Annotated in this window: 24 protein-coding genes; 11 read left to right on the top strand and 13 right to left on the bottom strand. The window is 59.5% G+C overall.

Annotation, left to right across the window (positions count from 1 at the left end):
* Nucleotides 1–162: 162 nt before the first annotated feature.
* Entirely contained in the window at nucleotides 163–789 is a 627-nt protein-coding gene (locus tag T3A99_RS02530) for a LysE family translocator (protein ID WP_076384161.1), read from the top strand.
* Nucleotides 790–806: 17 nt separating this feature from the next.
* On the opposite strand, the gene T3A99_RS02525 is transcribed toward T3A99_RS02530, so the two are convergent.
* The 6 genes from T3A99_RS02525 to T3A99_RS02500 all read right to left on the bottom strand — a co-directional run bounded on the left by T3A99_RS02525 (nucleotide 807) and on the right by T3A99_RS02500 (nucleotide 8,735).
* Entirely contained in the window at nucleotides 807–3,701 is a 2,895-nt protein-coding gene (locus T3A99_RS02525) for an EAL domain-containing protein (protein ID WP_188250735.1), read from the bottom strand.
* 239 nt (nucleotides 3,702–3,940) lie between these two features.
* Nucleotides 3,941–5,551, bottom strand: coding sequence for a gamma-glutamyltransferase family protein (locus T3A99_RS02520; protein WP_188250734.1), 1,611 nt, complete (start codon nucleotides 5,549–5,551; stop codon nucleotides 3,941–3,943).
* Between the two features lie 62 nt (nucleotides 5,552–5,613).
* The gene (locus T3A99_RS02515; protein ID WP_107322847.1) at nucleotides 5,614–6,393 is read right to left on the bottom strand and encodes an amino acid ABC transporter ATP-binding protein; all 780 of its coding nucleotides are present in this window, start codon (nucleotides 6,391–6,393) and stop codon (nucleotides 5,614–5,616) included.
* A gap of 2 nt (nucleotides 6,394–6,395) precedes the next feature.
* A complete protein-coding gene (locus T3A99_RS02510; protein ID WP_047225541.1) occupies nucleotides 6,396–7,172 on the bottom strand; it encodes an amino acid ABC transporter permease in 777 nt (258 codons plus the stop codon).
* An 11-nt stretch (nucleotides 7,173–7,183) separates the two neighbouring features.
* Nucleotides 7,184–7,990 carry an ABC transporter substrate-binding protein gene (locus T3A99_RS02505; protein ID WP_322833904.1) on the bottom strand — a complete coding sequence of 269 codons (807 nt, stop codon included), beginning with the start codon at nucleotides 7,988–7,990 and terminating at the stop codon, nucleotides 7,184–7,186.
* Nucleotides 7,991–8,066: 76 nt separating this feature from the next.
* Complete coding sequence (locus tag T3A99_RS02500; protein WP_047225539.1) at nucleotides 8,067–8,735, bottom strand: GntR family transcriptional regulator; 669 nt, start codon at nucleotides 8,733–8,735, stop codon at nucleotides 8,067–8,069.
* A 373-nt stretch (nucleotides 8,736–9,108) separates the two neighbouring features.
* Between T3A99_RS02500 and T3A99_RS02495 the strand changes: the two genes are divergently transcribed.
* Nucleotides 9,109–9,789, top strand: a complete 681-nt coding sequence (locus T3A99_RS02495; protein WP_076384156.1) for a peptidoglycan-binding domain-containing protein — start codon at nucleotides 9,109–9,111, stop codon at nucleotides 9,787–9,789.
* A gap of 56 nt (nucleotides 9,790–9,845) precedes the next feature.
* Nucleotides 9,846–11,699: a protein Hnh gene (locus tag T3A99_RS02490; RefSeq protein WP_223194322.1), complete on the top strand. Its 1,854-nt coding sequence runs from the start codon at nucleotides 9,846–9,848 to the stop codon at nucleotides 11,697–11,699.
* Here T3A99_RS02490 and T3A99_RS02485 read toward each other — a convergent pair.
* The 4 genes from T3A99_RS02485 to T3A99_RS02470 all read right to left on the bottom strand — a co-directional run bounded on the left by T3A99_RS02485 (nucleotide 11,694) and on the right by T3A99_RS02470 (nucleotide 14,544).
* Nucleotides 11,694–12,338, bottom strand: coding sequence for a hypothetical protein (locus T3A99_RS02485; protein WP_052915277.1), 645 nt, complete (start codon nucleotides 12,336–12,338; stop codon nucleotides 11,694–11,696). The genes T3A99_RS02490 and T3A99_RS02485 overlap by 6 nt on opposite strands.
* A 198-nt stretch (nucleotides 12,339–12,536) precedes the next feature.
* Nucleotides 12,537–12,944 carry a VOC family protein gene (locus tag T3A99_RS02480; protein ID WP_076384152.1) on the bottom strand — a complete coding sequence of 136 codons (408 nt, stop codon included), beginning with the start codon at nucleotides 12,942–12,944 and terminating at the stop codon, nucleotides 12,537–12,539.
* Between the two features lie 23 nt (nucleotides 12,945–12,967).
* Entirely contained in the window at nucleotides 12,968–13,393 is a 426-nt protein-coding gene (locus T3A99_RS02475; RefSeq protein WP_047225535.1) for a YciI family protein, read from the bottom strand.
* 209 nt (nucleotides 13,394–13,602) lie between these two features.
* Nucleotides 13,603–14,544, bottom strand: a complete 942-nt coding sequence (locus T3A99_RS02470) for a helix-turn-helix domain-containing protein (RefSeq protein WP_047225534.1) — start codon at nucleotides 14,542–14,544, stop codon at nucleotides 13,603–13,605.
* Nucleotides 14,545–14,787: 243 nt separating this feature from the next.
* Between T3A99_RS02470 and T3A99_RS02465 the strand changes: the two genes are divergently transcribed.
* Both T3A99_RS02465 and T3A99_RS02460 read left to right on the top strand, forming a co-directional pair.
* A complete protein-coding gene (locus tag T3A99_RS02465) occupies nucleotides 14,788–15,552 on the top strand; it encodes an SDR family NAD(P)-dependent oxidoreductase (protein WP_047225533.1) in 765 nt (254 codons plus the stop codon).
* 327 nt (nucleotides 15,553–15,879) lie between these two features.
* Complete coding sequence (locus T3A99_RS02460) at nucleotides 15,880–16,137, top strand: Atu4866 domain-containing protein (protein WP_218277731.1); 258 nt, start codon at nucleotides 15,880–15,882, stop codon at nucleotides 16,135–16,137.
* A 118-nt stretch (nucleotides 16,138–16,255) separates the two neighbouring features.
* On the opposite strand, the gene T3A99_RS02455 is transcribed toward T3A99_RS02460, so the two are convergent.
* Complete coding sequence (locus tag T3A99_RS02455) at nucleotides 16,256–18,247, bottom strand: sigma-54 interaction domain-containing protein (RefSeq protein ID WP_322833903.1); 1,992 nt, start codon at nucleotides 18,245–18,247, stop codon at nucleotides 16,256–16,258.
* Between the two features lie 194 nt (nucleotides 18,248–18,441).
* Here T3A99_RS02455 and T3A99_RS02450 point away from each other — a divergent pair, with 194 nt between their 5' ends.
* From T3A99_RS02450 to T3A99_RS02440, 3 genes are all read left to right on the top strand, one after another.
* On the top strand, nucleotides 18,442–19,464 hold the full coding sequence (locus tag T3A99_RS02450; RefSeq protein ID WP_322833902.1) for a Gfo/Idh/MocA family oxidoreductase: 1,023 nt from the start codon (nucleotides 18,442–18,444) through the stop codon (nucleotides 19,462–19,464).
* Nucleotides 19,461–20,252: a TIM barrel protein gene (locus T3A99_RS02445; RefSeq protein ID WP_322833901.1), complete on the top strand. Its 792-nt coding sequence runs from the start codon at nucleotides 19,461–19,463 to the stop codon at nucleotides 20,250–20,252. The genes T3A99_RS02450 and T3A99_RS02445 overlap by 4 nt, the downstream gene beginning before the upstream one ends.
* Before the next feature lie 79 nt (nucleotides 20,253–20,331).
* Nucleotides 20,332–21,258 (top strand): sugar ABC transporter substrate-binding protein, encoded by a 927-nt coding sequence (locus T3A99_RS02440; RefSeq protein WP_305466152.1) that lies wholly within the window; start codon nucleotides 20,332–20,334, stop codon nucleotides 21,256–21,258.
* A 104-nt stretch (nucleotides 21,259–21,362) separates the two neighbouring features.
* Here T3A99_RS02440 and T3A99_RS02435 read toward each other — a convergent pair whose 3' ends face one another.
* Entirely contained in the window at nucleotides 21,363–22,238 is an 876-nt protein-coding gene (locus T3A99_RS02435; RefSeq protein ID WP_047225528.1) for a LysR family transcriptional regulator, read from the bottom strand.
* 99 nt (nucleotides 22,239–22,337) lie between these two features.
* Between T3A99_RS02435 and T3A99_RS02430 the strand changes: the two genes are divergently transcribed.
* Together T3A99_RS02430 and dctA are read left to right on the top strand one after the other, a co-directional pair.
* Entirely contained in the window at nucleotides 22,338–23,507 is a 1,170-nt protein-coding gene (locus tag T3A99_RS02430) for a mandelate racemase/muconate lactonizing enzyme family protein (RefSeq protein WP_047225527.1), read from the top strand.
* Nucleotides 23,508–23,609: 102 nt separating this feature from the next.
* Nucleotides 23,610–24,917 (top strand): C4-dicarboxylate transporter DctA, encoded by a 1,308-nt coding sequence (gene dctA / locus T3A99_RS02425; protein WP_322833900.1) that lies wholly within the window; start codon nucleotides 23,610–23,612, stop codon nucleotides 24,915–24,917.
* Between the two features lie 70 nt (nucleotides 24,918–24,987).
* On the opposite strand, the gene T3A99_RS02420 is transcribed toward dctA, so the two are convergent.
* Nucleotides 24,988–25,557 (bottom strand): TetR/AcrR family transcriptional regulator, encoded by a 570-nt coding sequence (locus tag T3A99_RS02420; protein ID WP_047225855.1) that lies wholly within the window; start codon nucleotides 25,555–25,557, stop codon nucleotides 24,988–24,990.
* A 122-nt stretch (nucleotides 25,558–25,679) separates the two neighbouring features.
* Here T3A99_RS02420 and T3A99_RS02415 point away from each other — a divergent pair, with 122 nt between their 5' ends.
* Nucleotides 25,680–26,438 (top strand): SDR family oxidoreductase, encoded by a 759-nt coding sequence (locus tag T3A99_RS02415; protein WP_047225525.1) that lies wholly within the window; start codon nucleotides 25,680–25,682, stop codon nucleotides 26,436–26,438.
* Nucleotides 26,439–26,526 lie beyond the last annotated feature (88 nt).

Genomic DNA, 26,526 nt, shown 5'->3' with positions numbered 1-26,526 from the left:
CCCCGCTGCCGAGGAGTTCGGGGCCCGTTATTGAGTTGCCGAACCGGTTCACCGCTGCTAGAAATGAAAGACCTTGGCCTTGTCTCTGCCAGCGCCACAATCCAGGACAGCCTCGCGGGCATCATCCGTTGACCCCATTCATACCTCACAGGGAGCTTCACCGTGTTTCCGATGGATATCTGGTTCACCTACACCGCAGCCTGCGTGCTGCTGGTCTTGTCACCCGGTCCTGACAATCTGCTGGCCATAGGACGGGGGCTGAGCCAGGGTCGCCTGGCCGCCATCGTGTCCGGCCTGTCGTCTGGGCTGGGCATTTTGTTTCACGTCACCACCGCCTCGTTGGGGCTGACGCTGTTGATCCAGACCTCGACGGTTGCCTTCTGGGTCGTCAAATTGGTAGGGGCGGCCTATCTGGTCTGGCTCGGGATCAAGGTGCTGCGCTCCAGAAGCCTGATAACCTTCGCGCCCGCCGCACGACAGCCACTGCGAAGCATTTTGCTTACAGGCTTTCTTTCGGCGGCGCTAAACCCCAAACCCGGGTTGTTCGTCCTGGCGTTCATCCCTCAATTCATCAACCCCGCGCTCGGCTCGGTCACCGTACAGATGCTGGTCTACGGGTTCTGGTTCGCCCTGCTGACGGCCGTGGGGTTCTCGTTGATGGGGGTCTTCGCCACGCGCCTGTCGCAATACATCTGTCAACGCCCTCGCCTTGCCAACGGACTGAACCTGGGCGCGGGATTGACCTTCATCGTCTCAGGCCTGTCCATCGCCGCCCTCAGGCAGAAATAACCGCCCGTTCCACGCACCTAGCCACCAACCAGCGAAGTCGCCAGCAATGCCTGCAGCCCCATCGGCTTGGCGAAATAATAACCTTGGGCCTGCCCTGCCCCCATCTCCCGCAGCAAGAGCAACGTCGCTTCATCTTCGACACCTTCGGCCACCACGCTAAGGTCCAGTGATTCGGCCATACGCACGATCGCCCGGACGATCGCGCGACTGCGGGGGCTGGTGGTCAGTTCGAAAATGAACGACTTGTCGATCTTCAAACCGCTGAAACGGTATTGATGCACATAGCTCAGGGAGGAAAATCCTGCGCCAAAGTCATCGAGCACCACCGACATGCCGTTGTCGGCCAATTGCTGCATGGTCAGTCGGGCAATGGCGGGCTCGGCCACCAGCGCACCTTCGGTCAACTCCAGGCAGATCCGCGACGGCGCGACGTTGTAACGGGCCAACAGTGCCAGCACATCATCGGCAAAATCCGGGCGCGTCATGCTGTAGCTGGAGCAATTGACATGCACCGGTGGCCAATTGGCGTGTTGCGGTAGTGCGAGGATCGCCACGATGCTGGTGAGCATGTACAGATCCAGTCGACCGATCAGACGCAACCCCTCGACATCGGGCAGAAACTCGCCCGGCGCGATGATCCGGCCACCCGGTTGATGCCAGCGGATCAGCGCTTCAAGGGCCACCAGCTCGCCGCTTTCGACGCTGACAATCGGCTGGAAATACGGCAGCAGTTCGTCGGTACGCTTGAGCGCATTGCGCAGGTGCCCTTCACGCTCAACCTGGTCCGAGACTTCACGACGCACTTCCTGGTTGAACACCGCGTAACTGTCGCGCCCGGCATTCTTGACCCGGTACATCGCCGCATCGGCATCGCGCAGCAAGTCCGCGGGTTCGTGGTGAAACTGACTGTCGGCGCTGACAATACCGATACTGCACGACGAAAACACTTCGTGGCCATTGATGAAAAACGGCAGGTCGAACACCGACAGAATCCGCTCGGCGATTTCGATCACCACCTCCAGTGTCGCCTCGGGCGCCAGCACTGAAAACTCATCGCCCCCCAGGCGGGCCAGCATGTCGGTGTCACGCAGGCAACTGCGCAAGCGGTGGGCGGCCTGCATCAACAGCAAATCGCCAAAATGGTGGCCGAAGCTGTCGTTGACCATCTTGAAACGGTCGAGGTCGATGAACATCACCGACAGTTGCCCGCCTTCGCTCTCGAACCGCGCCCAGGCCAGATTGAGGCGCTGCTGCAGGTAGGAGCGATTCGGCAGCCCGGTCAGCGCATCATGGGCGTTTTCGTGTTGCAGCTTGGCGTTGGCGTGATCCAGTTCGCGGGTGCGGTCCTGCACCCTGGCTTCGAGCTTGAGGTTGGCGGCATGGATCGCTTCTGCGGCCGTGCGGCGCGACAATGCCGTATCAATGTGCCGTGACACGAACGTCAGCAGTTCCTGGTCGCGCAAGGTGTAGCGCACCTGGGAGGTATAGCTTTGCACCGCCAGCACACCCCGTACCACATCGCCATCGAACAACGGAATGCCCAGCCAGGAATGGAAGCGGACCGACTCGTAGGCCACTTCGAGTTCACCCTGTGCAGACAACCGATCCGCGTCGAAAGGATCAATCAGGCAAGGACGACGCTGGCGGATAACGTACTCAGTCAGGCCCCGGCACCCACGGCGTGCCTCAGGCAGGGTGGTTTTGCGCTCATCGACATAATACGGAAAGGTCACTTCACCGATCGCGTCGTCGAACAGCGCGATGTAGAAGTTCTCCGCGAACAGCAGATCCCCGACAATGCCATGCAAGGTCTGGAACAGCTCCGCCATGTCGCCAGGCTGGCTCGACAGTTCTGCAATCTGAAATAGCGCACTCTGCAGGTGTTCGGCGCGCTCTCGATCTGCCACTTCCTGCCTCAGCGCGTCATTGACTGCCGACAGTTCCAGCGTGCGACGCATCACCGTCTCTTCCATGCCCTCACGGTGCAGAATCCGGTCCAGCGCCATGGCCACGTGCCGGGCCACCACCAGAAACAGCGCGCGGTCTTCGGCGCTGTAGGTGCGTGCAACGTCGTAGACCTGCATGGCAAGCATGCCAAACACTTCATCGGCGGCATTTTTCAGCGGAGCGCCCATCCAGAATTCGGGACGATCACCCACGCAATAGAAACGACCCTCGGCCTGAGCGGCGCAAATGCCCGCGGCATCGATCAGCAACGGCTGGCCCGAGGTCAGCACCTGGCCGGTCAACGACAGACGTGAAGGGTCAAGGTATTCGTAGTGTTGGGACTCCACGGCATCGACGTCGATGATGTCGACGTAGTACGGGTAGTCGATTTTTCCGCTGTGGGGGTCATACAGCGCGAGATAAAAGTTCTCGGCATCGATCAGGCTGGCGAGCAGCCGGTGAACCCCCACCAGGAACACGGAGCGGTCGCGGGTGGAGCTGGCCAGGTAGGTAATTTCATACAGCACACGCTGAGTAATCTGGGCCCGGGCCAGGGTATTGGTCTGTACCTGGATGCCCAGGCATCGGGCAAACTCGGCAAGGGCCGGCTCCTCGGTATCGGTGACTGGCGCCAGTAGCCAACCCAGCACACTTTCGCCCCGACCGGTCGGCCAGCGGCACAACCGTCTGGTCCGGCAGAAGGTCTCGAACTCGGCGTTCGCAACGCTGGCCGGCCACTGTTGCCCTGGGTCGCCCTGCCCCAGCAGATGCAGTTGTTCACCGGCGCGATAAACCACCCACTGGGTGGTGTGGGTCCAGGTGCGCGCTGATTCCAGCAATTGTTCGATCGCGTCTTCGTTGCCAACGTATGCCATGCCGGCCGCATCCGGGTTTTCTTGCAGGTGAATTGCCACACCGTAATGGTTCGATGGCTGCGGGGGATCGCTCAATGGGCGAAAACTCATCAGCGCTCCCTGCGCCACAGTGGCGAGATTGAATGACTGATTGCCGGGCAATATGCCAGTGAGCCTTCGGTGTATAGCGTCCAGAGGGTTTTTTCAATCGTTTTTATTCACTTGAGTGCTATCACGACGCAATGAGTGTTTCATCGGTCATGGAGTGTTGCCTGCGGCGGCGCTCGTCCTCCCGGGTTCTCAACCATACGCCCCCGGGAGTCCCTGCAAGCACGGCCGGTTCATCGTGCCTACCACACAGCAATATGAGAATCCGCCCTGGGCTCGGTGCCGCCGCACAGGACACCGCTGACCGGGTCGCGGAGAATGATCTGGCCTCGTCCGTAATCAGTCCGGTCACTGGCGATCTGCACTTCATGACCGCGCCGCGCCAAGGCATTGGCCAAGTCGCCGGAGGCACCCTGCTCGATGCCAACTTTCATCTCACCAAGCCACTGCCAGCGCGGAGCGTCCAGCGCCGCTTGCGGGTTCAGGCCGAAGTCCACCAGGTTCATCACCATCTGCACATGGCCTTGGGGCTGCATGTAACCGCCCATCACGCCGAAAGGGCCAAGGGCCTGGCCATTCTGGGTGAGGAAACCAGGGATGATGGTGTGAAAAGTCTTCTTGCCCGGGACCAGGCAATTGGCGTGGCTCTGATCCAGGCTGAATTCCTGTCCGCGATTCTGCAAGGCAATCCCGCTGTCGGGCAGCACCACGCCGGAGCCGAATCCGTGATAGTTGCTCTGGATGAACGAGACCATGTTGCCTTCCCCGTCAGCAGTCGCCAGGTACACCGTGCCGCTGGCGTGGGGATCGCCGGGTTTGGGTGCCTGGGCCTGTTCGCTGATCTGGGCGCGACGGCAGGCGCTGTACTCCTCGCTCAACAGGTCAGTCACCGCCACACGCATGTGCAGAGGGTCGGTGATGTAGTGCAGGCCGTCGCTGTAGGCCAACTTCATGGCCTCCAGTTGGCGATGCCAGGTCTGCTGGCTGTCGCGGTGATCGAAGCTGAAGCCCTCCAGTATTTTCAGCGCCATCAAGGCCACCAGCCCCTGTCCGCTCGGCGGGATTTCCCAGACATCGACGCCTCGATAGTTGACGTGGATCGGTGCCACCCATTGGGCGCGATAATCCTGCAGGTCCGTGGCGCGAAGGTAGCCGCCGCTGGCCCGGGAGTGGGCATCCAGGCGTTCGGCCAAGGCGCCGCGATACAGGCTCTCGCAGCGGGTGGCAGCCAATTCTTCAAGGGTTCGGGCCTGGGCCGGGTTGCGGAAAATCTCCCCGGCCCGTGGCGCGCGACCGTCAATCAGAAAAGTCTGGAACCAGGCATCCAGGACCTGATCACGATGAGGCGTGAATTCGTTCAAAGCGATCTGCCATTGATGGGCAACCACCGGCGACAGCGCAAAACCGTCCCGCGCCAGGCTGATCGCCGGCTGCAGCAACACGGCAAAGGGCAGCTTGCCAAAGCGTTGCGACAACTCGGCCCAGGCCGATGGGCAACCCGGGACGGTTACCGGCGTCCAGCCATAGAGCGGCATCCGTTCATGGCCGGCCGTCTTGACCGCCTCGATACTCAGGGCCGCCGGTGCATGGCCGTTGCCGTTGAGGCCATGTAACTGACCCTTGCACCAGACCAAGGCAAAAGCATCGCCACCGATGCCACAACCCGTGGGCTCGACCACCGTCAGCGCCGCCGCCGTGGCGATGGCCGCATCAATGGCGTTGCCGCCCTTTTGCATGATCTCGATGCCCGCTTGGGCAGCCAGAGGCTGGGACGCGGCGACCATGCCCCGGCGGGCAAAAACGCTCTGGCGTTGCGACGGATAAGGGTACTCGTGAGCAGAAAATTTCAGCATGGCAAAGACTCTTCAACACAAGGATTCATTGGCGGGACTCAGGGCGAACACCCTTGGAACGGTCATAACACGCGACTGAGGAAAGCCCGGGTTCGCGGGTGCGTGGGATGGCTGAAGATCTGCTCCGGCGGGCCTTGCTCGATGAGTTCACCTTGGTCCAGCACCACCACACGGTCTGCCACTTCGCGGGCAAAGCCCATTTCATGGGTGACCACGACCATGGTCATGCCCTCCTCTGCCAGCGCTTTCATGACTTGCAGCACCTCGCCAACGGTTTCCGGGTCGAGGGCGCTGGTGGGTTCATCGAACAGCATGGCCTGGGGTTTCATCGCCAGGGCCCGGGCAATCGCCACCCGTTGCTGCTGGCCGCCGGAGAGCATCGACGGGTAGTGGTTGGCCTTGTCCGCCAGACCGACCCGCTCCAGCAGGTTGCGCGCCTCTTCCAGCGCTGCGGTGCGCGGTATCCCGAGCACCTGGATCGGCGCCTCGATGATGTTCTCCAGGGCCGTCATGTGGGGGAACAGGTTGAAGCGCTGAAACACCATGCCGATGTCCCGGCGCTGGCGGGCGATGTTGCGCTCCGACTCACGCACCAGGCTGCCGTCAGCCCGCTCGCGATAGCCCATGGCCCGGCCATTGACGCGGATGCGCCCGCCCTGGATGTCTTCCAGCAGATTGATGCAGCGGATAAAGGTGGTCTTGCCCGAGCCGGAGGCACCGATCAGCACCACCACTTCGCCGCGCCGTACTTGCAGGGATATGCCCTTGAGGATCTGCAGCTCGCCAAAGGACTTGTGCACATCCAGCGCCTCGATGATCAGCTCTTCACTTTTGTGCGCCATGGCTAACGTGCCCTCAACAGGTTCAGGGTGCTGCGACCGAACATCCGCGTCGACGCCGGCGGTGGTGACGAGGGTCGGTCCGATTGGCCGAAACGGGCTTCCAGCCAGCGCTGGAAAAAGCCCCAGAGAGTGGTCAACAAGAGGAAATAGATCGCCACCACCAGGTACAACTCGAACACCCGGAACGTCGCCGACGTGACCATCTGGGTACTGAGCAACAGCTCCTGTACGCCGATCACACTGACCAACGTGGTGTTCTTGAGCATCACGTTGAACTCGTTGCCCAGTGGCGGGACGATGACCCGGAAAGCCTGGGGCAAGACAATGCGGCGCATCAGCTTGGCGAACGTCATGCCCAGGGAACGCCCGGCTTCGTACTGGCCCTTGTCCACCGCGCCGATGCCGGCCCGGATGATCTCGGCCATATAGGCACCTTCGTTGAGCCCCAGGGCAATGATCGCCGCCTGGATATTGCCGGGAATCACCAGGCCGAACAGATCGATGTCTTCGAAGCGGAAAATCCCCCCTGCCGCCAGTGCTGTATAGAGAAAGACAATCTGCACCAGCAACGGCGTGCCCCGCATCAGCCACACATAAAAACGCACCGGTAGATGCAGCAACGGATTGCTCGACAACCGTAGCAACGCCGCGGCCAGTCCCAGGAAGCAGCCCAGCAGCATCGCCAACACACTGATCACGCAGGTCAGCCAGAGCCCGGTGAGGTAAACATCACTGGGCTGCAACAGGTACTGCCAAAACACATCCCAATTGAAGTTCATCAACGCTCACCTCAATCAAGAGTGTCACTGGCGACATGCCATTTGCTGAGCAGTTGGCTGTAGCTGCCATCACTGCGCATGTCGTTGATCACCTGCTGCACTGCGGCGCTCAGTTGCGTGTCGTCCTTGCGAATACCCAGTCCGGTAAGAATCCGGCTGAAGGCAGGCACCCCTTCCTCAAACAAATCGGGGGCCATGGTGGCGTAATAACCGGCGGTTTCCACCGTGGTGCCGTAGGCATCGACCTGGCTGATGCGCAAGGCCTGGAATGCATCGGTATCGGTGTTGTAGACCACCAGTTTCATTCCAGGCTTGCCAGCCTTGGCCAGCGCTTCATTCTCGGCGTCGAGCAGGGTCTTGATGGTGGAGCCATTGAGCACCGCGACTTTATGCCCGAACAGGTCCGACAGCGTCTTGATTGCCTTCGGATTACCCTTGGGCACGACCACCGCCTGGCTGGAGTACATGTAGTTGACGATATCGATCACCTCACGGCGCTCGGGCTTGTCAAACAACTGGTCGACGATCATGTCGCACTGCTTGGCGAGCAAAGCCGGGAGCAGCCCGGAAAAGGGAATCACCCGCCACTCGACTTTCTTGTCGCCCAGCCGCTTGGCGATTTCCAGGCCCAGGTCAACGGTCAAGCCCCTGGGTTTCTGCGCTTCATCGAAGGACACCAGGGGCGGCGAATCCATGCCTGAGCAATAGACGAGTTTTTCGACCTTGAGCAAGCGCTCCGGAACAACGGGCGCGGCAACCGCCCACTGCGCACAGAATCCCAAGGATAGGGCGGCAACCAACAGGCGAGGCTTATGCATGACCAGACACTCCAGTTCAGTTAGTAACGGGCAGTACTCAAAGTCAAAACAACGGCAGGCGCGGGGCCCGCTCTGGTTATTTTTTCGATTGCAGAAATTGGATCAACTCAGGAACGGTGCCTTCGATGTGCGCGCGCACCACTGCCTCGGCCTTATCGGCGTCGCCAGTACGAATCGCCTCAAGAATCACCGCGTGTTCCTGGCGCGCACTCAGCGGTTTTTCCACGTGCTCAAGCCATAGGCGCATGGGCGCCTCGATCAAGGAATAGAGGGCACTGATCTGCTTCAGCAACCGGGGACGACCGCTGAGGCTGCACAGGTATTCATGAAAGGCGCGATGCCGGCTGACCCACTCGGCGCTTTCCTCGCGGTAATCGTCCATCTCGTCCAGCAGACGCTCCAAGGCTGCCAATTGGCGCTCGCCTATCCTGGCTACCGCGACACGGATCGCCAGGCCTTCGAGGACGCTGCGCATCTCGAAGACTTCGTGCAGCTCATCGATATCCAGGCCACTGACAACGGCCCCGCGATTGGGTCTAAGGGTCACCAGGCCCTGGGCGTCCAATCGACGGAACGCCTCGCGCACCGGCATCCGGCTCATACCGATCTCGCTGGCGATGTCTTCAGCGATCAGCCGGTCACCCTTGCGCAATCGTCCCCCGCAAATGGCGTCCAGCAGGAAGTTGTAAGCCTCCTCCTCGGCCGTCATCGACGGGCGCCCAACGTAACTCGGAGCGAATTGCATGGCAGCACCTTTTGAATTTTTGTATCCAATTATCCATAAATTCAAAAAGCAGAATGCGTGCCAACTGAATGGATCGATGTGCAAGTGATTGATTTGAAGGAAAGGGTCTTGCTATGGGGCGTGCATGGGCCCGGCGTCAATTGGGTAGACGTGCTACCAAATGGCTCAAGCGACGCCCATTAGTGTGCACAGTGGTAGCCAGGTAACACTCAATCAGCCAGCCCTGGGAGTGTCCGAAGGTGACTCACCAAACAGCGCTCGGTAATGACCTTCCAAAACGGCCATAACCTACTAAGGTTTTAATCGCCTGCTGAATCGGCGCGATTGCGCCCCCAGATGACCACCGTGCGACTTCCAGGGAAGGAGAAACCGTATGAATGCCAGATCGGACCCGGGCGGTGACGGCATCGTCCTTATACTGGGGGCCACCGAAAGCGTCGACAGTGTGGCCTACGCCTACGGGCATGCGCGCGAGACACTCTGGGATCACCCGCGCAATGCCGATCTGCGCCGTCAACACCCGGACGGGACGGCGCTCGCGGCGGGTGATTCGTTGTTCGTCCCGCCGCGTGTGAAAGCGACCTTCGAACAGAACGCCACCGGGCAAAGACACACCTTCCGCGTACTGAACACCCCTGCCATGCTCAGGTTTCGCCCTTATGCCCTCGCCGGACAGGGCCTGGCCCGGCACTTTCAGGTACTGCGCGGTGACACGCTGCTGGGCAGTGGCGAAGCCGAAGCCAACGGCGATATCGTCTGGCCTCTGGAGCCCACCGCCGACGACATCACCGTGCGCGTAACCTTTGACGGCTTCTCCCGCGACTATCATCTGAGGCTGCGCGCGCTCGACCCGATCAGTACCCTCAAAGGCGTGCAGCAGCGTCTGCGTGGCCTTGGCTACTTCAACGGCGACTGCGATGGTCAGATGGATGACGCGACCCGTGTGGCCATCGGTGCGTTCAAGATGCAGGCCGGATTGCCCGACGACAATGACTTACTCGGCGATGCCGTACGCACCGCGCTCCACGGCTACCACGGCGAGGCCCCCGTATGATCAGGGTTCGCAAAACGCCTACGGCCCCTCCCGCGCTACAGCGCTCGCACGATGCCATGAAAAACAACGTCCTGCAGGCTGTCCAGGCTGGCGCTTCGGTGGTCCTCTGCACCAAAGGCACCAACACCGCCAAAACAAAAAGTGTTCCCAAAGGCTCGGTGAAGGTCGTCATCGATGACGACCAATACAAACCGCCCCACGCCAAAGCGCTGCTCAAGGTCGACCAATATGGCAAGTGCGCCTTTTGCGAGGCACGCTTCATGGACACCGCAGGCGGGGATGTTGAACATTTCCGGCCGAAAAAACGCCACGACGGTTTCGTTCCAGTGAACGACAAGGCAATGGATAACCTCGGTTATTTTCAGTACGTGTACGACTGGAGCAACCACTTGTGGTCATGCAAGGAGTGCAACGAGACCTACAAGAAGAACTACTTTGACGTGATACCGGACAACCTGGCGCAACCGCCGCCGAGACTGGAAGACTTCAACACCGAGGATGAGTTCTGGGACGCCATTGGCGAATGGGGCCGGTTTAGGCCACCGCGCCACGACGCGTGGGACGACCCGCACAACGCCGAGAAACCGGTGTTGATCAATCCTGTCACCGAGAATCCCCGCGAGCACATCAACTTCAATTGCGCGACAGGACTGGCCATCCCCGCCCCTCTGAATGACCTCAACCAACAAATGCAGCCCACCAGCGACAGGGGTGGCAAGAATATCCTTGTGCTCGGTCTGAACCGCAAGGAGCTTGTGTTCGCCCGCATGCGGCATCTGACAATGTTGCGAGGCGTTTTTCTGGAGATGACCCACAGCCTCGACCTGACAATCGAATTCCTGAAATGGCAACGTGGAGAAGAGTGGTTCAAGACCTTGCAGGAACCGACATTGCGCCACCTGGTGAAATACCCCGACGCTTATCAGGTATCGGACAATCCAACGCGCTGCGCTATCGAGTTTTTGTTCTATTCGACAACGCCCCAGGCACCGTTCTCTGGATTGGCAATGGACGCCTTTGCCTGCTGGAGCCTGGAACTGGCTCGGCACGTGATGCAGTTGCGCGAGCACATCACTCAGCTGCAGGCCGCACAAAGCGGGATAGCCCCGGCCACCCGCAGCGTCCACGAACTCCCCCGGCTCAGTCTGCATGCGACCATCCTCGCTACCTACAAGGCGGACATGAAGGCGCTGCAAGCATTGCGCGACACCCTTGAGGTGTATGCTCCGCTATGGAATGCCGGCTTTGAGCAAACGCACATCGAATACGTCTGCCGGGATCGCCTGGAAAAAGTCATGGCTGAACACGCCCAATTTTTCCTGTGGCAAAAGAACTATACCCGTTACGACCCGGCTTTCGTCGCCGGCTATCTGACCCACGAACGCAACTTCCTGGATGTCTACAACGCCCTGGAAACCTATGAGTGCGACAAGAGTACGTGGAGCAATGCGATAGACGCGATGAGGCGAAACCTCAATAGATACGGGCCGGATCTCGCAGAAGACCTCACGCCCCATTGCAATCAGGTCGTCGCCCGACTCAAGGTGGTGACGCAAGCGTTCGACCAGGATCGAAACCTGACTAAGACACCGCCCTGGTGCAACGAAGTGGTCAAGATAGGACAGGATGCTGAACAGCTTACCGCTGAGCTCGACCGCCGTTGCCAAGCCTGTGGGAACGAAGATGCCAGCAACAGCACCACTGAAATGCGCACCACGCTGACGAAAATCGCCAACGCCGTCGCCAAGCTGAAAGCGGGCGACATTCCCCGAGAAGTGACGCCACTTGAATTGCCAGCCCCGCCGAAGCCCTGGATCACGCCAAAGGCCACCGGGCTGCGCAAGCGCGCCGGCATGCCCCAAGACCTGGACGCCGCGTGGAAGCACATTCGTTTGCGATCCAATTCATGAGCCGCGGCATCGCTCGACGGCACGCTGATCGAGTTTGGGAAACGTCACCTGACAGTTGCCGGGATCAACCCCTTCCGCTCTCGCCCGGCCGAGTTCGTCAAGCACACCGCTGCGCTGGGTCCCATTGGGCAGCACAATGACGTAGGGCTCCCCGCTGACGGGCTGCCCCTGCATATCCAGTAACTCGATCTCCACAAAGGTCAGCGCAACCGGCTCAAGTGGATTGACGGACTCGGACGAGGTTTTTACCCGCGCACGCTTGCGAGCCGCGGCGGACACCGGTGCAACAACCGCTTCCACAGCGACCGAGGCCGGTACGCGAACGGGCATCGGTCGTTGATGTGGATATAGGTAAGCACACAACTCGCCACTCGACAGCTTGCCCGCGACCTGATGACGAACCTCGTCATCGTCCAGCAGATGGACCAGAACCCCCTGGGCGGACAATAGCCCGCGCAGACGGGGTACTTCACCGGCCCCGGCAAAATGTCGGCGAACAAAGTGCTCTGCCTGCCATGGTTCACGCGCATCGATCCTGGTCGCCGGGCTTCCCTCTCGCAGCACGGACTGGCCATCAGCAAGGTTGGATCGAGTACCCAGCTCGATGCGATCGGCCCCGTCAAAAAAACAAATCCGCATAGGCTGCCAGTCCCGGGCAGGAGGATGAAAAGGCAGTGTAGATGATCCAGGCATCCCAACTCAGGGTGTGTTGCGAAACCCGGCGACCATTCGGAATGCCGCGCCAACCGGACAGGAGTTCCGGTCCAGGATGGCGCGCACCTTTGTACTGATCTTTTTCCGATAGATGTCCAGTAAACCGCTGCGAGATACAGCCGCTTATTTTCCCCCCTCGCAATTGACCATCCAGGCAATCCCGAAACGGTCTTCGAACATCGCAAAACGTTCCGCCCAAAAGGTCTTCGCCAGGGGCATCTGCACGGTGCCACCTGCACTCAAGCCATTGAACAGCCGTTCGGCCTCTTCCACGCTGTCGACGTTGAGGGAAACCGACACGCCTTGCGGCTGGCGATACGGCTGGCCTGGCGGGCAGTCGGAAGCCATCAGGCTGAAATTGCCCACGATCAGGCAGGTGTGCATGATCAGGTCGGCGTCCTTGGGCATGCCGACGTCCTCCGGCGCCTCGGCAAAGGACATGGAAAACAGCTCGCCACCAAGGACGTCCTTGTACAACGCAAAGGCTTCCTTGCAGCGGCCGTTGAAGGTCAGGTAAGGGATGATTTTCATGCTCGCAACTCCTGTAGTCGGCTTCACGATTGATTGGACAACTGCGCCCGCAGACGCTCTTCCTGCTCGCGCAACTCGGGGGTAAAGCTCTCGCCAAAATCCTCGGCTTCGAAGATCTGGCGGATCTCGATTTCACTGTCACTGATCATCGGGTTCGGGCAGCGTTTGACCCAGTCGATGGCTTCCTGCAGCGACTGGACCTGGAAGATCCAGAAGCCGGCAATCAATTCCCTGGTTTGCGCAAAAGGCCCCTCGACGACGGTCCGGTTTTTGCCGGAAAACTGCACGCGCACACCCTTGGCACTGGGATGCAGCCCTTCTCCGGCGAGCATCACCCCGGCCTTGAGCAATTCTTCATTGTAGGCGCCCATGTCGGCGAGCAATTCTTCGCTGGGCATCTGTCCGGCTTCCGATTCCGGGCTGGCTTTGACGATCACCATAAATCGCATGCGCTTGTCTCCTGAGAGTGGATGGATTAAGCCGCCCTTGTGGTGGCTCTACGGACTAATCGGATGGCAAGGGTCGAAATCGACAGCCTGACGCAATTATTTTTTTGGCAGGCCGTTGCGGCTTCAGCCATGGATCACTCGGACCAACGGCGCAGCCTTTCACACCATCCGAATGAACACTGCAAACCGCAGAAACGCTTAAACAGCCGTCATGCCCGACGATAGACGCTGGGCGTGACCCCCACTTCGCGGCGAAACACCTGGGAAAAATGGCTGGGGCTCGAATAGCCGACCTCCAACCCGACATCGATGATGCTTCGGTCCGTCTCCAGCAGCAGATGCCGGGCGCGGCTCATGCGCAAGCGAATGAAGTACTGCGAGGGTGAAAGCCCGGTGGCGCGCTTGAACATGCGGCTGAAGTGGTACTCGCTCAGTTGCGCAACCCGCGCAAGGTTCGCGAGGCTGAAATCGGCGGCAAGCCCCTCGGTCATTGCCTCGATAACGCGGCGCAGTTTGTAGGCCTGCAACGCGTTGTTGCGCCGGGCACTGCGGTTTGGGTCAAGGTAGCGCCGCACCAAATGCACGGCCAGCGCCTGAGCCAGGCTGTGGGCAAACAAGGGGCTGGGCTGGCGCTCGTCGATGAGTTCCTGGCGCAGTTGCTCCAACAGGAAACTGATTCGTTCATCCCGGTCACCGGAAACATCGAGGAAGCTGACCGGGTCGGCGTGTTCGCCCAGTACCTCGCGCGCGGCTTGATCAATCAATGGCAGGCCGAGATACAGGTGCATCACCTCAAAAGCGTCGCAGCCTTGGGTCTGCCAGCGCATCTCGTAGGGTTCGCCAGTGTTGGTGAGAAAGAAGTCGCCGGTCTTGACGTCGGACGCGACCCATTCCCCACCCAGAACGCGCTCCTCGACCCGAGCCGCGCCCGCCAGCACCCACACCAGCAGAGGCTCGACCACCGCGGGCACCAGGATGGGCTCGACGATGCTGTGATGGCTGAACCGCAACATCACCACGTCCTGCATCTGCGGGCGCGGCGGTAACGTCTGCGGCGTTCCCGGCAAATAGTGCAGCATCGATTCGCCCGTAATGCGTTGAGCATCGCTGGCGAGGTTTTGCGGATCGGGTTGGTGCACAGGATGCTCCATCGACAAAGCCCTCTGACGAGGACTGGTGCCAACAGGATAACGCGGCGGCGGCCATGAGCAAGGTTGCGCGACAGACCGTGTGCGCCGCAGCCTCGCATGCTGGAGCAAAACCCCAACAGTCCAGGCAAGCCTGCGAAAGCCCGAACATGCACATTGAGAGACAGTGAAGCCGTCGATAACGACAGCGCCTCACGGGCGCGGAGCCGGCGAATGTCTCCTCGGCTCGCAACGCAGGAGAGCATCATGACTGATATCACCTACAGCATCCCCCACGAAGTCGCAGGCAAAGTCGCGCTGGTCACCGGCGCGGCCAGTGGCATCGGCAAAGCCATCGCACTGTTGCTGCACGCTCGTGGCGCCAAGGTCGTTGCTGAAGACCTGAACCCCGCCGTCGAAGAGCTCGCCCGTCCCGGGCTGGTGCCGCTGGTGGCGGACATCAGCGAAGACGGAGCCGCCGAGCGCGCGGTCGGCCTGGCCGTCGAGCAGTTCGGCCGGCTGGATATCCTGGTCAACAACGCCGGGATCATCATCAACAAGCTTGTCATCGACATGACCCGTGAAGACTGGGAGCGCATTCAGGCAGTCAACGCCACCGCGGCCTTCATGCATTGCCGCGAGGCGGTGAAAGCGATGATGCCCAACAGATCCGGGGCAATCGTCAACATCGCCTCTTACGCATCCTACTTTGCCTTTCCGACGATCGCAGCCTACACCGCGTCCAAGGGCGCGCTGGCCCAGTTGACCCGCACGCTGGCGCTCGAAGTGATCGAGCATGGCATCCGCGTCAATGCCATCGGCGTCGGCGATGTGGTGACCAACATCCTCAATGACGTGGTCGACGACGGCCCCGGCTTTCTGGCCAAACACGGCGAAGCGGCACCCATCGGCCGCGCTGCGCAGCCGGAGGAAATTGCCGAAATCGTCGCCTTCCTCGCCTCGGACCGCGCGAGTTTCATGGTCGGCTCGGTGGTTATGGCCGATGGCGGCATGACCGTCACCGCGGGCTAATGCGGCGTTGTCGCTGCACACCCCGGGGCAAGGATGCCCTCGGCCGGCGTCTGTTGACTTTGGTCTTGATCGATAAGCCGGTTCGGTGTCGGTTACGCCATACAGGATCAGGCAAACCCGCGACATTTTTGACATAACGGCCAAGCGGATCCACTCCCTAATCTGGACTCACGAAACGGATGACACCGGACGGCCCGGACAGGGCCATCCGAACTCGCTGTTCAAATGTGAGGGCAGAACATGAAAAGCATCAGCCGATTGTTGATCGGTACCGCTTTGAGCGCCGTTGTCGTCTCGGCTGATCTAACCGCAGAAGGAGAATGGAACATGCGACGTATTCAACCTACTACCGCCAGTCACCCCTACACCGGCATGTGGATCACCGCTGATGGGAATATTCGCCATGAGCTGTTGCCAAATGGGCGCTACGACGAGGCTCGCGGAAATCGCGAAAGCGCTTATCAGGGGCGTTACGAGGTGGAAGGCGATTACATCCGCTACTGGGACGACACGGGCTTCACTGCCGATGGAACGTTTCGGGACGGCGTCCTCTACCACGCCGGGATGGTCCTCTATCGCAAGTAACAGAGACGCCCGGCTCCTTTTGGCCGGGCGTTTCTCGTCTCGCCAGCATGAAGGATGCATAAAACCACCCTCGAGCGGAGACTGGTCGTCCGTTTCATCGCCAGCGTTGCACCACCGGCTAAGAACGAAACGCATCAACCTTGAGCCCATACCGACTCATCTTGTTGTACAACCCCCCACGCGACACATTCAGCCGTTGAGCCGCCAGGCGGATGTTTCCGCGCGTGTCTGTGAGGGCGGCAATGATTGCATTCATTTCATGGGTGCCAAGGTCCGGCGCCGTCCGAGGTTCAGGGACGCTCGCCCACGTCGATAGTCGCCCTCGCTGCCTGATCTCCAGCGCAAGATCGCTCGGCTGGATCAGTTCGCTCATCGCCAGGTTGGTCGCCCGCTCAATGACGTTTTCCAGCTCGCGAACATTGCCCGGCCAATCGTAGGCGCCAAGCATATCCAGTGCCACGGGAGAAAGGTCCTGCGTCGATTTGCGGAGCGACCGGGCACAACGCGCGAGAAAATGCCGCGCCAGCAACGGCACGTCTTCGCGGCGCATTCGCAGTGGCGGCACGGTCAGGTTCAGGACGTTGAGCCGGTAGTAAAGGTCCTCACGAAAGGCGCCCTCGGCCACCGCCTGGCTCAGGTTGCGGTGAGTGGCGGCAATGATGCGAACGTTGACCCGCAGCGATTTTTTTGCCCCCACCCGTGTCACCTCGCCTTCCTGCAGGACGCGCAGCAAGCTGACCTGCGCATCAAAGGACATGTCACCGATTTCGTCGAGGAAGATCGTCCCGCCATCGGCCAATTCGAACTTGCCTGCCGAGCCACCGCGAGCCGATCCGGTGAAAGCGCCTTCGACATGACCGAACAGTTCGCTCTGCACCAGGTCACGGGGAATGGCGCCGCAATTGACCGCCACGAAAGGACCGCCACAACGGTCGCTGGCATTATGGATCGCCTGGGCGAACAGCTCCTTGCCTGTGCCGCTCTCGCCGAGGATCAGCGTGGTCGAATCACTGCGACTGGCGATCCGTGCCAGGTGCACTGCATCCTGAATCGCCCGTGAATGGCCGAGGATGGTTTCGAAGGTGTAGCTGGCCTGGGTGCCCATGATCCGCCGGGTGATTTCCCGAATGCGTCGGTTTTCGCGCAACGAAACAATCCGCCCGCCTTGTTCCAGCGGGCAGACCGACACCAGGCAGGCCAGATGGCTGTGGTCGTGCAGTTCAAAGGTGCAGTCCAGGTCCCGTACGCCCTCCCCGCTGGCAAGCAGGACGGCATCGGTCAGCTCACTTTGTCCCAGGCCCTTGAACGGACTGCCGAGCAGGTCATGGCCCACGCGGAACAACTGACGAGCGTAATGGTTGAGCGCCTTGATGCAGCCCTGCTCATCCAATACCACCAAGCCCTCGTTGAGCACTTCAAGCACGGTTTGTTGCTCTTCCAGCAAGGTTTGCAGCGCCATCTGCCTCGAGACCGCCTCGGCCGCGGCCTGGACGGTGCCCAGCGTATGGAAGTGAAACCAGCCTGGCTCCGCCGTCAAGGTCAACATACCCAAGGTTCGGCCCTGGGCATCCCGGATAGGCGCGGCGGCGCAATGCATGCGGCGCTGGCGCAGACCAAGCCCGAAGTTCTCCTCGGCCAGCACATAGACCAAACGGTCTTCAACGATCGCCAGCCCGGTGCAATTGGTGCCCTGTACCGACTCCAGCAGGCGACTGCCTATGGGGGTGAGGTCCAGGCCACAAAAGTACAAAGTCGTGCCTTGGGTATCGGTCAGATTGATATGGCCCTTGGGGTTGTAGGCGAGCAAACCGCGCATGACCTGAGCCGCCGCGGCGATCAGCACCCGGTTGGCTGCCAGTGTCGCGGCGAGGTCGTCGGGCGCGACAAAACGGTACTCGCCGTCTTCCGGGTCAAGGCCGGCATGGACGCTGCGCAACCAGGACTCCCAAATCACCCGCCTGATTCCGGCAGGGCGATCGATTACCCCCTGCAAGCACGCTCGCCAGGCCTCATCCAGCGCAGTGCTGGGCCCTTCGTTCAATGACGCCGGGCCAAGCGCGGTGAGGTAATCGCGGTCTTCGGCGCTCAAGGCGGCAGGTTGCTGATTCATTATTCGGCCATATGTTCATATTTTCGACATGTCAGTATAGACATGTAATCAAAATGAACATCAATGCAAACGACAATGAATAAAACCTGTTTAATATCAATGAGTTGATTATTGGCACAGCGCTTGCTCCCTGCTTATCCAGACGAGGACATTCTTAGCGCCGAGTCGTAAAAACAATAAAGGGAGTCATGCTCGTGAGTACATCCAGGATCATCCGCCTTGGCCTTATCGGCGCCGGCCGCATGGGCAGTTTCCACGGCCTCACCGCCGCCCGTCACATCCCCGGCGCGTGCCTCGCTGCCATCGCCGACCCTACTCCCGGCCAGGCCGCGCGCCTGGCGGCAGAACTGGACGTGCAGAAGGTCTATGCCGATCCACAGCAACTGCTTGATGACCCGGACATCGACGCCGTGTTGATTGCCGCCCCGGCGCGCAGCCATGCCGAACTGGTGATCAGTGCGGCCCGGGCCGGCAAAAGTGTGTTCTGTGAAAAACCGATGGCGATCACCCTGGACGAAGCCGATCGCGCCATAGCTGCGGCTGCCGATGCACGGGTGACACTCCAGGTCGGCTTCAACCGGCGCTTTGCCAGAAGTTTCCGCACCGCTCATCTGGACGTGGTTGCCGGCCGGATCGGTACGCCACAACTGCTGCGCTCGCTGACCCGCGACCCGGCGCTGAACAACCCCGCCGCGTCACCGCAATGGGTGATCTTCCTCGAAACTTTGATCCATGACTTCGATACCCTGCGCTACCTGAATCCGGGCGCCGAAGCGGTTGAGGTTTTTGTGATGGCCGATGCCCTGATCGCACCGGCCTACAAAGACAAAGGATTTCTCGACACCGCGGTGGTCACGATCCGTTTCAACAACGGGGCCATCGCCACGGCCGAAGCGAATTTCCAGGCGGTCTATGGCTACGATGTCCGCGGCGAAGTGTTCGGCAGCGCTGGCATGCTGACCATGGGCAACGTCAACGACTCCGACCTGCTGCGGTACCTGGCCAATGGGGTTCAGGCCGACACCCAGCGCATGGACACCGACTTGCTGCGTGATGCCTATGTGGCTGAGCTCAACCACTTTGTCAGTTGCGTACGCAGTGGCGAAAAACCTCTGGCCAGCGGTGAAGACGCCCGGGCGGCACTGGCCATTGCTCGCGCTTGTATCGAGTCCTTCCAACTGGGTAAACCGGTGCGCGTACAAGGAGCTCATTCATGAGTTTCATACCGTTCAAACTGGCGATCAGCGCCGAGATGGTCTTTCTCGACCTGCCCTTTATCGAGCGGGTCAAACGCATCCATGCGCTGGGCTTCAGCGTCGAGATATGGAACTGGACGACCAAAGACCTCCAGGCTCTCGTCGCGACTGGCGCGGATTTCACCTCCATGACCGGCTACATCTCGGGCAACCTGACCGATCCCGAGGGTATCCAGCAATTGCTCGACAGCGCCCAGGAATCTCTAGCCGTCGCAGCCCAATTGGGTTGCCCGAGCCTGAACCTGCACGGCACCGGCCTGGGTGATCAAGGATTGCCAGTCAAACCCGTTGCCCAGACCACCGGCCGCATGTGGTTGAGCGCCTGCAAGACACTGGAAAAAATAGCCCGCCTGGGCGAAGACGCGGGCCGGGTATTCCTGCTGGAAAACCTCAACACTGAAGTCGACCACCCGGGCACGCCTTTCGCCCGCGCTGACGATACCCTGGCACTGATCGAGGCCGTGGGCAGCCCGCACCTGAAGATGAACCTGGACCTCTATCACGCACAGATCGGTGAAGGAAACCTGATCGAACTGATCCAGCGCGCCGGCAACGCCATCGGCGAAATCCAGGTCGCCGACGTTCCTGGCCGCATGGAGCCCGGCACCGGCGAAATCCACTATCGCGCCATTGCCAGGGCGTTGTTCGGCATGGGATACAGCGGTGTCGTCGGCCTCGAAGGCTGGGCCAGCGGTGACAGCGAAGTCGCGCTTGAGCGTTTCAGACAGGCCTTCACGCTTGATGGATGAGGCCGGCACTGGATTCATTTAAAGCCCGCGGCAAATTTCTTGGTGACGTTCAACTCATAACAACAAAAGGAAAACCATCATGCGTCGTTGCACACTGCTTTTCGCCACCCTGCTATTGCTCTTGAGCCAATGGGCCGTCGCCGACTATCGCATCGGCGTCAGCATCGCCAGGGTCGACGACAACTTCATGACCTACGTGCGTAACGGCCTGGACGAGGCCGCGAAAAAGGAAAACGTGCAGATTCAATTCGAGGACGCCCAAGGCGATGTGGTGCGCCAACTCAACCAGGTCCAGGGTTTTATCAATCAGAAAGTGGATGCGGTCATTGTCCTGCCGGTGGACACCTCCGCCACGGCCAACATCACCCGCGCCGCGGTCGAAGCGAAGACACCATTGGTCTACGTCAACCGTCACCCCGACGAGCGTACCTTGCCCAAAGGCGTCGTCACCGTGGCGTCCAATGACATTGAGGCCGGACAGTTGCAAATGCGCTATCTGGCCGAAAAGCTCGGCGGCAAGGGCAGCCTCGCGATCATCATGGGCGACCTGGCGCAAAACGCTACCCACGACCGCACCGAAGGCGTCAAACAGGTGCTCAAGGATTATCCCGGGATCAAGGTTGTCGAGCAGCAAAGTGCCGAGTGGCAGCGCAGCAAAGGGATGGACCTGACCAGTAACTGGTTGCTGGCGGGTAGCCGTTTCGATGCCATCGTCGCCAACAACGACGAGATGGCCATCGGTGCGGCCATGGCGCTGCAACAGGCCGGCAAAGCCAAGGGCGAGATTGCGATTGTCGGTATCGACGGCTTGCCTGACGGCCTGGCGGCAATCAAGCGCGGGATGCTGGTCGCCTCGGTATTCCAGGACCCCAAGGCCCAGGCGAGCAGCGCGGTACAAGCAGCACTCAAGATGATCAAGGGAGAAGCGGTAGAACCGGACGTCTGGGTGCCCTTCCAGCTGATCAGGCCCGAGCAACTGGCGGTGTTTGAGCAACATTACAAGTAGCGGATACGCTCAACGCTTCGCCGCGATCCCGGTAAGGGATCAGCGGCGATGCACAACCCCAAACCCTATTGAGCAACACAGCGCGTCATATAAAACCCGCCGAGTCACTGCCCCACCCTGGCCCAGAATTCTTCGGCAGATGGACTGAGTGGCGCTACTGGACGGGTCAGATGAATTTCCAGCGGTATATCCCAGCTTTCGTCGAGCGCTCTGACCAGGCGCCCATCCAGTATTTCTTGCTCGGTGAGGCTCCTGGGCAACCAGGCCACGCCTTTGCTTTCCAGGGCCATGGACATTAGCACCGCTGCAAGGTGGCTGCTAAAAAGTGGTTTGAGGTGAAGGTAATCTTCTTTGCCACGCAGTCTGTGCGCGACGATACGCCCCAAACCGGATTCATGGGTGTAAGCGAGGTACGGCAATGCCGCAGGCGAGGTGCCGAAGTTAGCGCAGGCACTCGCAAGAGGAACGAGAACGTCTTCACCCACCTTCTTGCCGATGAACTGATCAGGGGCCAGTAGCGGTGGAACATCGGGATGGCGGTGGCAGAGCAGAAACTGAACCTGGCCATGTATCAGCATCTGCTCACAGGCAGCCATGCTGTCTGAGTGCAGTTGCACAGCCTCAATGGGGGCACCGTTCTCTGAGCTTCGCAGCCACTTGGGAAAAAATGTAAACGACAGGGAGTGAGTTGCCGCGAATTGAAGCGACTTGGCGGCCATTCCAGCAACCTCTTGAGCCTCGTTGCGCATTCTGTACAAGCGCCTGGCAGCCTCTTGGGCACTTGGCAAAATTTGCCTGCCAGCTTCAGTAAGCGTCGCTCCTTGAGGCGTTCGAACGAACAACTGCACCCCCATCCAACTCTCTAACGAGCGCACTCTGCGGCTGAATGCCGGCTGGGTAACGTGCCGCGCTTCAGCCGCCCGAACAAAGCTGCCGTACTCCGCAAGCGCTGAAAAATCTTCAAGCCAGACGAGTTCCAAGGGCCATGCCTCCTGTGCATAGGGTGCGGCATTAATAGCATTGGGCGGGTGCCATCGCAAAGCCTAACGTGGGCCTACAAACAACAAGAGGACCCCGTCATGCGCATCGTAGACATTCGTGAAAAAACTGTTTCCATTGCCTCCCCAATCGCTAACGCCTACATCGATTTTTCGAAAATGACCTGCTCGGTTGTCGCGGTCATCACTGATGTAATTCGTGATGGGAAGCCTGTCATTGGCTACGGTTTCAACTCCAATGGTCGCTATGGCCAGGGCGCACTGATGCGTGATCGTTTCCTGGCGCGTATCACGCAAGCGGATCCAGACACGCTCGTCGACCATGAAAACAACAACCTGGATCCGTTCGCCATCTGGAAAACCTTGATGACCAACGAAAAGCCAGGCGGCCATGGCGAGCGCTCTGTCGCCGTTGGCACCATCGACATGGCGGTATGGGATGCCGTCGCCAAGATTGAAGGCAAACCGCTGTATCGCCTGCTGGCCGACCGTTACCGTAACGGCGTGGCCGATGACAAGGTCTGGGTCTATGCAGCGGGCGGCTACTACTACCCTGGCAAAGACCAGACCAAGCTCAAGGCAGAAATGCAGAGCTATCTGGATCGTGGCTACGACGTCGTCAAGATGAAGATTGGTGCGGTACCGCTGGACGAAGATATCCGTCGCATCGAAGCGGTACTTGAAGTGGTTGGCGACGGCCGTCGGTTGGCGGTCGACGCCAATGGTCGTTTCGATCTTCAGACCGGTATTGCGTACGCTGAAGCCATCAAGAAGTACAACCTCTTCTGGTACGAAGAGGTTGGCGATCCGCTGGACTACGCACTCCAGGCCGAGCTTGCCAATCACTATGAACTGCCCATGGCTACCGGTGAAAACCTGTTCTCTCACCAGGATGCCCGTAACCTGCTGCGCCACGGTGGCATGCGCCCCGATCGCGACTACCTCCAGTTCGACTGCGCTCTGTCCTACGGGCTCGTGGAGTACATGCGCACCCTGAAGGTGATGGAAGAAATGGGTTGGTCTTCCCGCCGCGTAGTGCCCCATGGCGGTCACCAGATGTCCCTGAACATCGCAGCGGGTCTGCACCTGGGCGGCAACGAATCTTACCCGGATGTGTTCCAGCCGTTCGGCGGCTTCGCTGACGGCATCCGCGTGGAAAACGGCTATGTCGGTCTGCCGGATATTCCAGGTGTTGGCTTCGAGGCCAAGTCCGCTTTGTACGCAGTGATGCGTGAGTTGGGCGAAGGCTGATCAACCTCGATCTGCGGTCTCTTTGAAAGAGGCCGCAGCCCCCGGCGTCACCCACTGACGCCGAGCCACATGCCCATCACAACAATAAAATGAGGTGCTTCCGTGGAAATCTCCAAGTCCCGCTGGTATGGCCAGCTGTATGTGCAAGTGCTGATCGGCATCGTGATCGGTGCAGCAATCGGTTACTTCGTGCCTGATATCGGAGCCAAGCTGCAACCCTTTGCCGATGGCTTCATCAAACTGATCAAAATGCTGTTGGCGCCCATTATTTTCGGTACGGTCGTTGTGGGTATCGCAAAGATGGGCAATATCAAAGAAGTCGGCCGGATTGGCGTGAAAGCGCTGATCTACTTCGAGATTCTTTCAACCATCCCCCTGGTCGTCGGCCTCATTGTGGTCAACATCGTGAAGCCTGGCGTCGGTATGAACATCAACGCCAGCGCGCTTGATGGAGGTGCCATTAGCAAATACAGCCAAGCTGCCAGTGAGCAAGGCGGCACCATTGATTTCTTTCTCAATATCATCCCGCAAACCTTCATCGGCGCATTCTCCAATGGTGTCATGCTTCAGGTCATCCTGCTTTCGGTATTGATGGGTGTCGCCCTGGTTCAAATGGGTGAAACCAGCAAGCCACTGATCAACACCCTTGACCTGTTCCTGCAAGGCCTGTTCAAGATCGTTGCAATGGTCATGCGCCTGGCGCCGATTGGCGCGGGTGCCGGCATGGCTTTCACGATCGGCAAATACGGGATTGGCACCTTGCTGTCACTCGGCCAGTTGCTGGTCGCGCTCTACATCACGACCTTGTTTTTCATCGTGGTCGTGCTGGGTACGGTTGCTCGATGGTCGGGCATGCCGCTTCTGCAATTTCTTCGTTATTTCAAAGATGAAATCCTCATCACCCTTGGCACCTGCTCAACCGAAGCCGTGCTGCCACGAATGATGGTGAAACTTGAAAAGCTTGGCTGCAAAAAATCGGTAGTGGGCATGGTGTTGCCTACGGGGTACACCTTCAATGCGGACGGCACCTGTATCTATCTCACCATGGCCGCCATCTTCATCGCACAGGCGACCAATACGCCACTGACCTTTGTGGATCAGATGATTCTGCTAGGCGTGTTCCTGCTGACTTCAAAAGGCTCGGCTGGGGTGGCGGGTGCGGGGTTTGTGACACTGGCTGCAACGCTCACGACCATTCACTCCATTCCTCTGGTCGGCCTCGTTTTGCTCCTGGGCATTGACCGGTTCCTCAACGAAGCGCGAGCCGTGACCAACCTGATCGGTAACGGTATCGGCACCATCGCCGTTGCCAAGTGGGACAACTCGTTCGATGTCGAGGCCTGCGAGCGTGAGATCGCCGCCATGAAACACCAAAAGGCGACAAGAAAGGCATTGCTGGCGCAAAAATAATCCGTAAGGCGCTCCGGTCATTCCGTTTAAACCACGGCATGACCGGTAGTGGTTTGCGTTTGGACGAAAGCTACACGTTATTCTTCAGGCTTTCAGGGCTACCTGCGCATAGACCATCCATCACCAAGTCCATCAATCTGGCGAGACGTGGGCGCCATTCGCTCTGGGAATCTATTTGCCATATTCCAGCAGTGGCTAGAAAAAAGTCGTCGTGGGTAACCCCGCTACGAATCGTTCCGGCCTTTTCATTAGCCCTCAAAAGCAACTCGGCGGCTGCCTGGACCGGCGCGTATCCCGACTTCCCAGGAAATTCGTAAGTAGAGGCTGCTTGCCGTATCGCGGTCGCAAGTCCCGCCTTGGTCATTGCATATTCAACGAGGCAGTCCATCCACTCTCGGAGGGCCTCCTTAGGGGGTTTTGTGGCGAGCAGCTGTTCGGCCAACGAGGCCACTTGCTGCATTTCGAATTGGTAGACCTCGAATACCAGCGCCTCTCTGTTGGCGAAATGGCGATAGAACGTGCCCTGTCCTACCCCGGCTTTCTTCGCAATCGCACTCAGCGGGACCGCAGGATCGAGCGTCAGCTCTGCCACAGCGACCTTCAGAATTCGTTCTCGATTTTTCTTGGCGTCAGAACGCATCGCCACTTCGTCATTCCTGGGCAAAGTTATTTCCTTCGCTGCATTGCAAAACGGACAGGTGTCCGGTAATTTTCAACACAAGTGGACAGCTGTCCGCTTTTGTTCTCTTACTGGAGTTTACTATGAACAGCACGGGCAACACGATTCTGGTTACCGGCAGCACCTCAGGCATAGGCCTTGGTCTGGCGTTAAGGCTTCACCAGGCGGGAAACAACGTAATCATCGCGGGACGGCGCAAGGCTCTGCTCGACAAGATCGTGTCGGAACATCCAGGCATTGAATCGGTAGTGCTGGACGTCTGCGATCCGCAATCCATCCAGCGCACCAGCGAAGCGCTTGCGCTCAGTCACCCCAATCTGAACGTGCTCATAAACAACGCGGGCATCATGCACTGGGAGGATCTGGCTGATGCCCAATACCTGAGCACAGCCGAAGATATCGTGACAACGAACTTACTGGGCACGATCCGCATGGTGTATGCATTTACTCCCCAGTTGCTCAAGCAGCCCAGTGCCACGATTATCAATGTCAGTTCGGCGTTGGCCTTCGTCCCGCTGCCTGCGACACCGACCTACAGCGCAACCAAAGCGGCAGTTCATTCATTCACTCAAAGTCTTCGAGTGCAGCTGGAGAACTCATCAGTCGAGGTCATCGAGCTTGCGCCACCGGGAGTGCGTACCACTTTGCTTGGACAGGAAAATGACGAACACGCCATGCCCTTGGACGAGTTCCTGAATGAAATCTTCGAGCTGCTCGAGATCGCTCCGACCCCAAAAGAACTGGTCGTCGAGCGCGCCAAGCCACTACGGTTTGCTGAAGCGAGCGGTTCACATGCTGAGGTACTCGAAATGCTTGCGGGATACAAACCACCGGCAGAATGATCTCAACCGTGCGGATGACACCTGAAGTATTGCTGGATCTTCGCCACACACTTAATTCGCTCGCACACCCAGGCAACGGTAATTGAAT

Source organism: Pseudomonas sp. N-137 (assembly GCF_034555295.1).
Classification (GTDB): domain Bacteria; phylum Pseudomonadota; class Gammaproteobacteria; order Pseudomonadales; family Pseudomonadaceae; genus Aquipseudomonas; species Aquipseudomonas rhizophila.
Note: the sequence above shows the minus strand (reverse complement) of the source record. Positions and strands in the feature narration are given on the sequence as shown.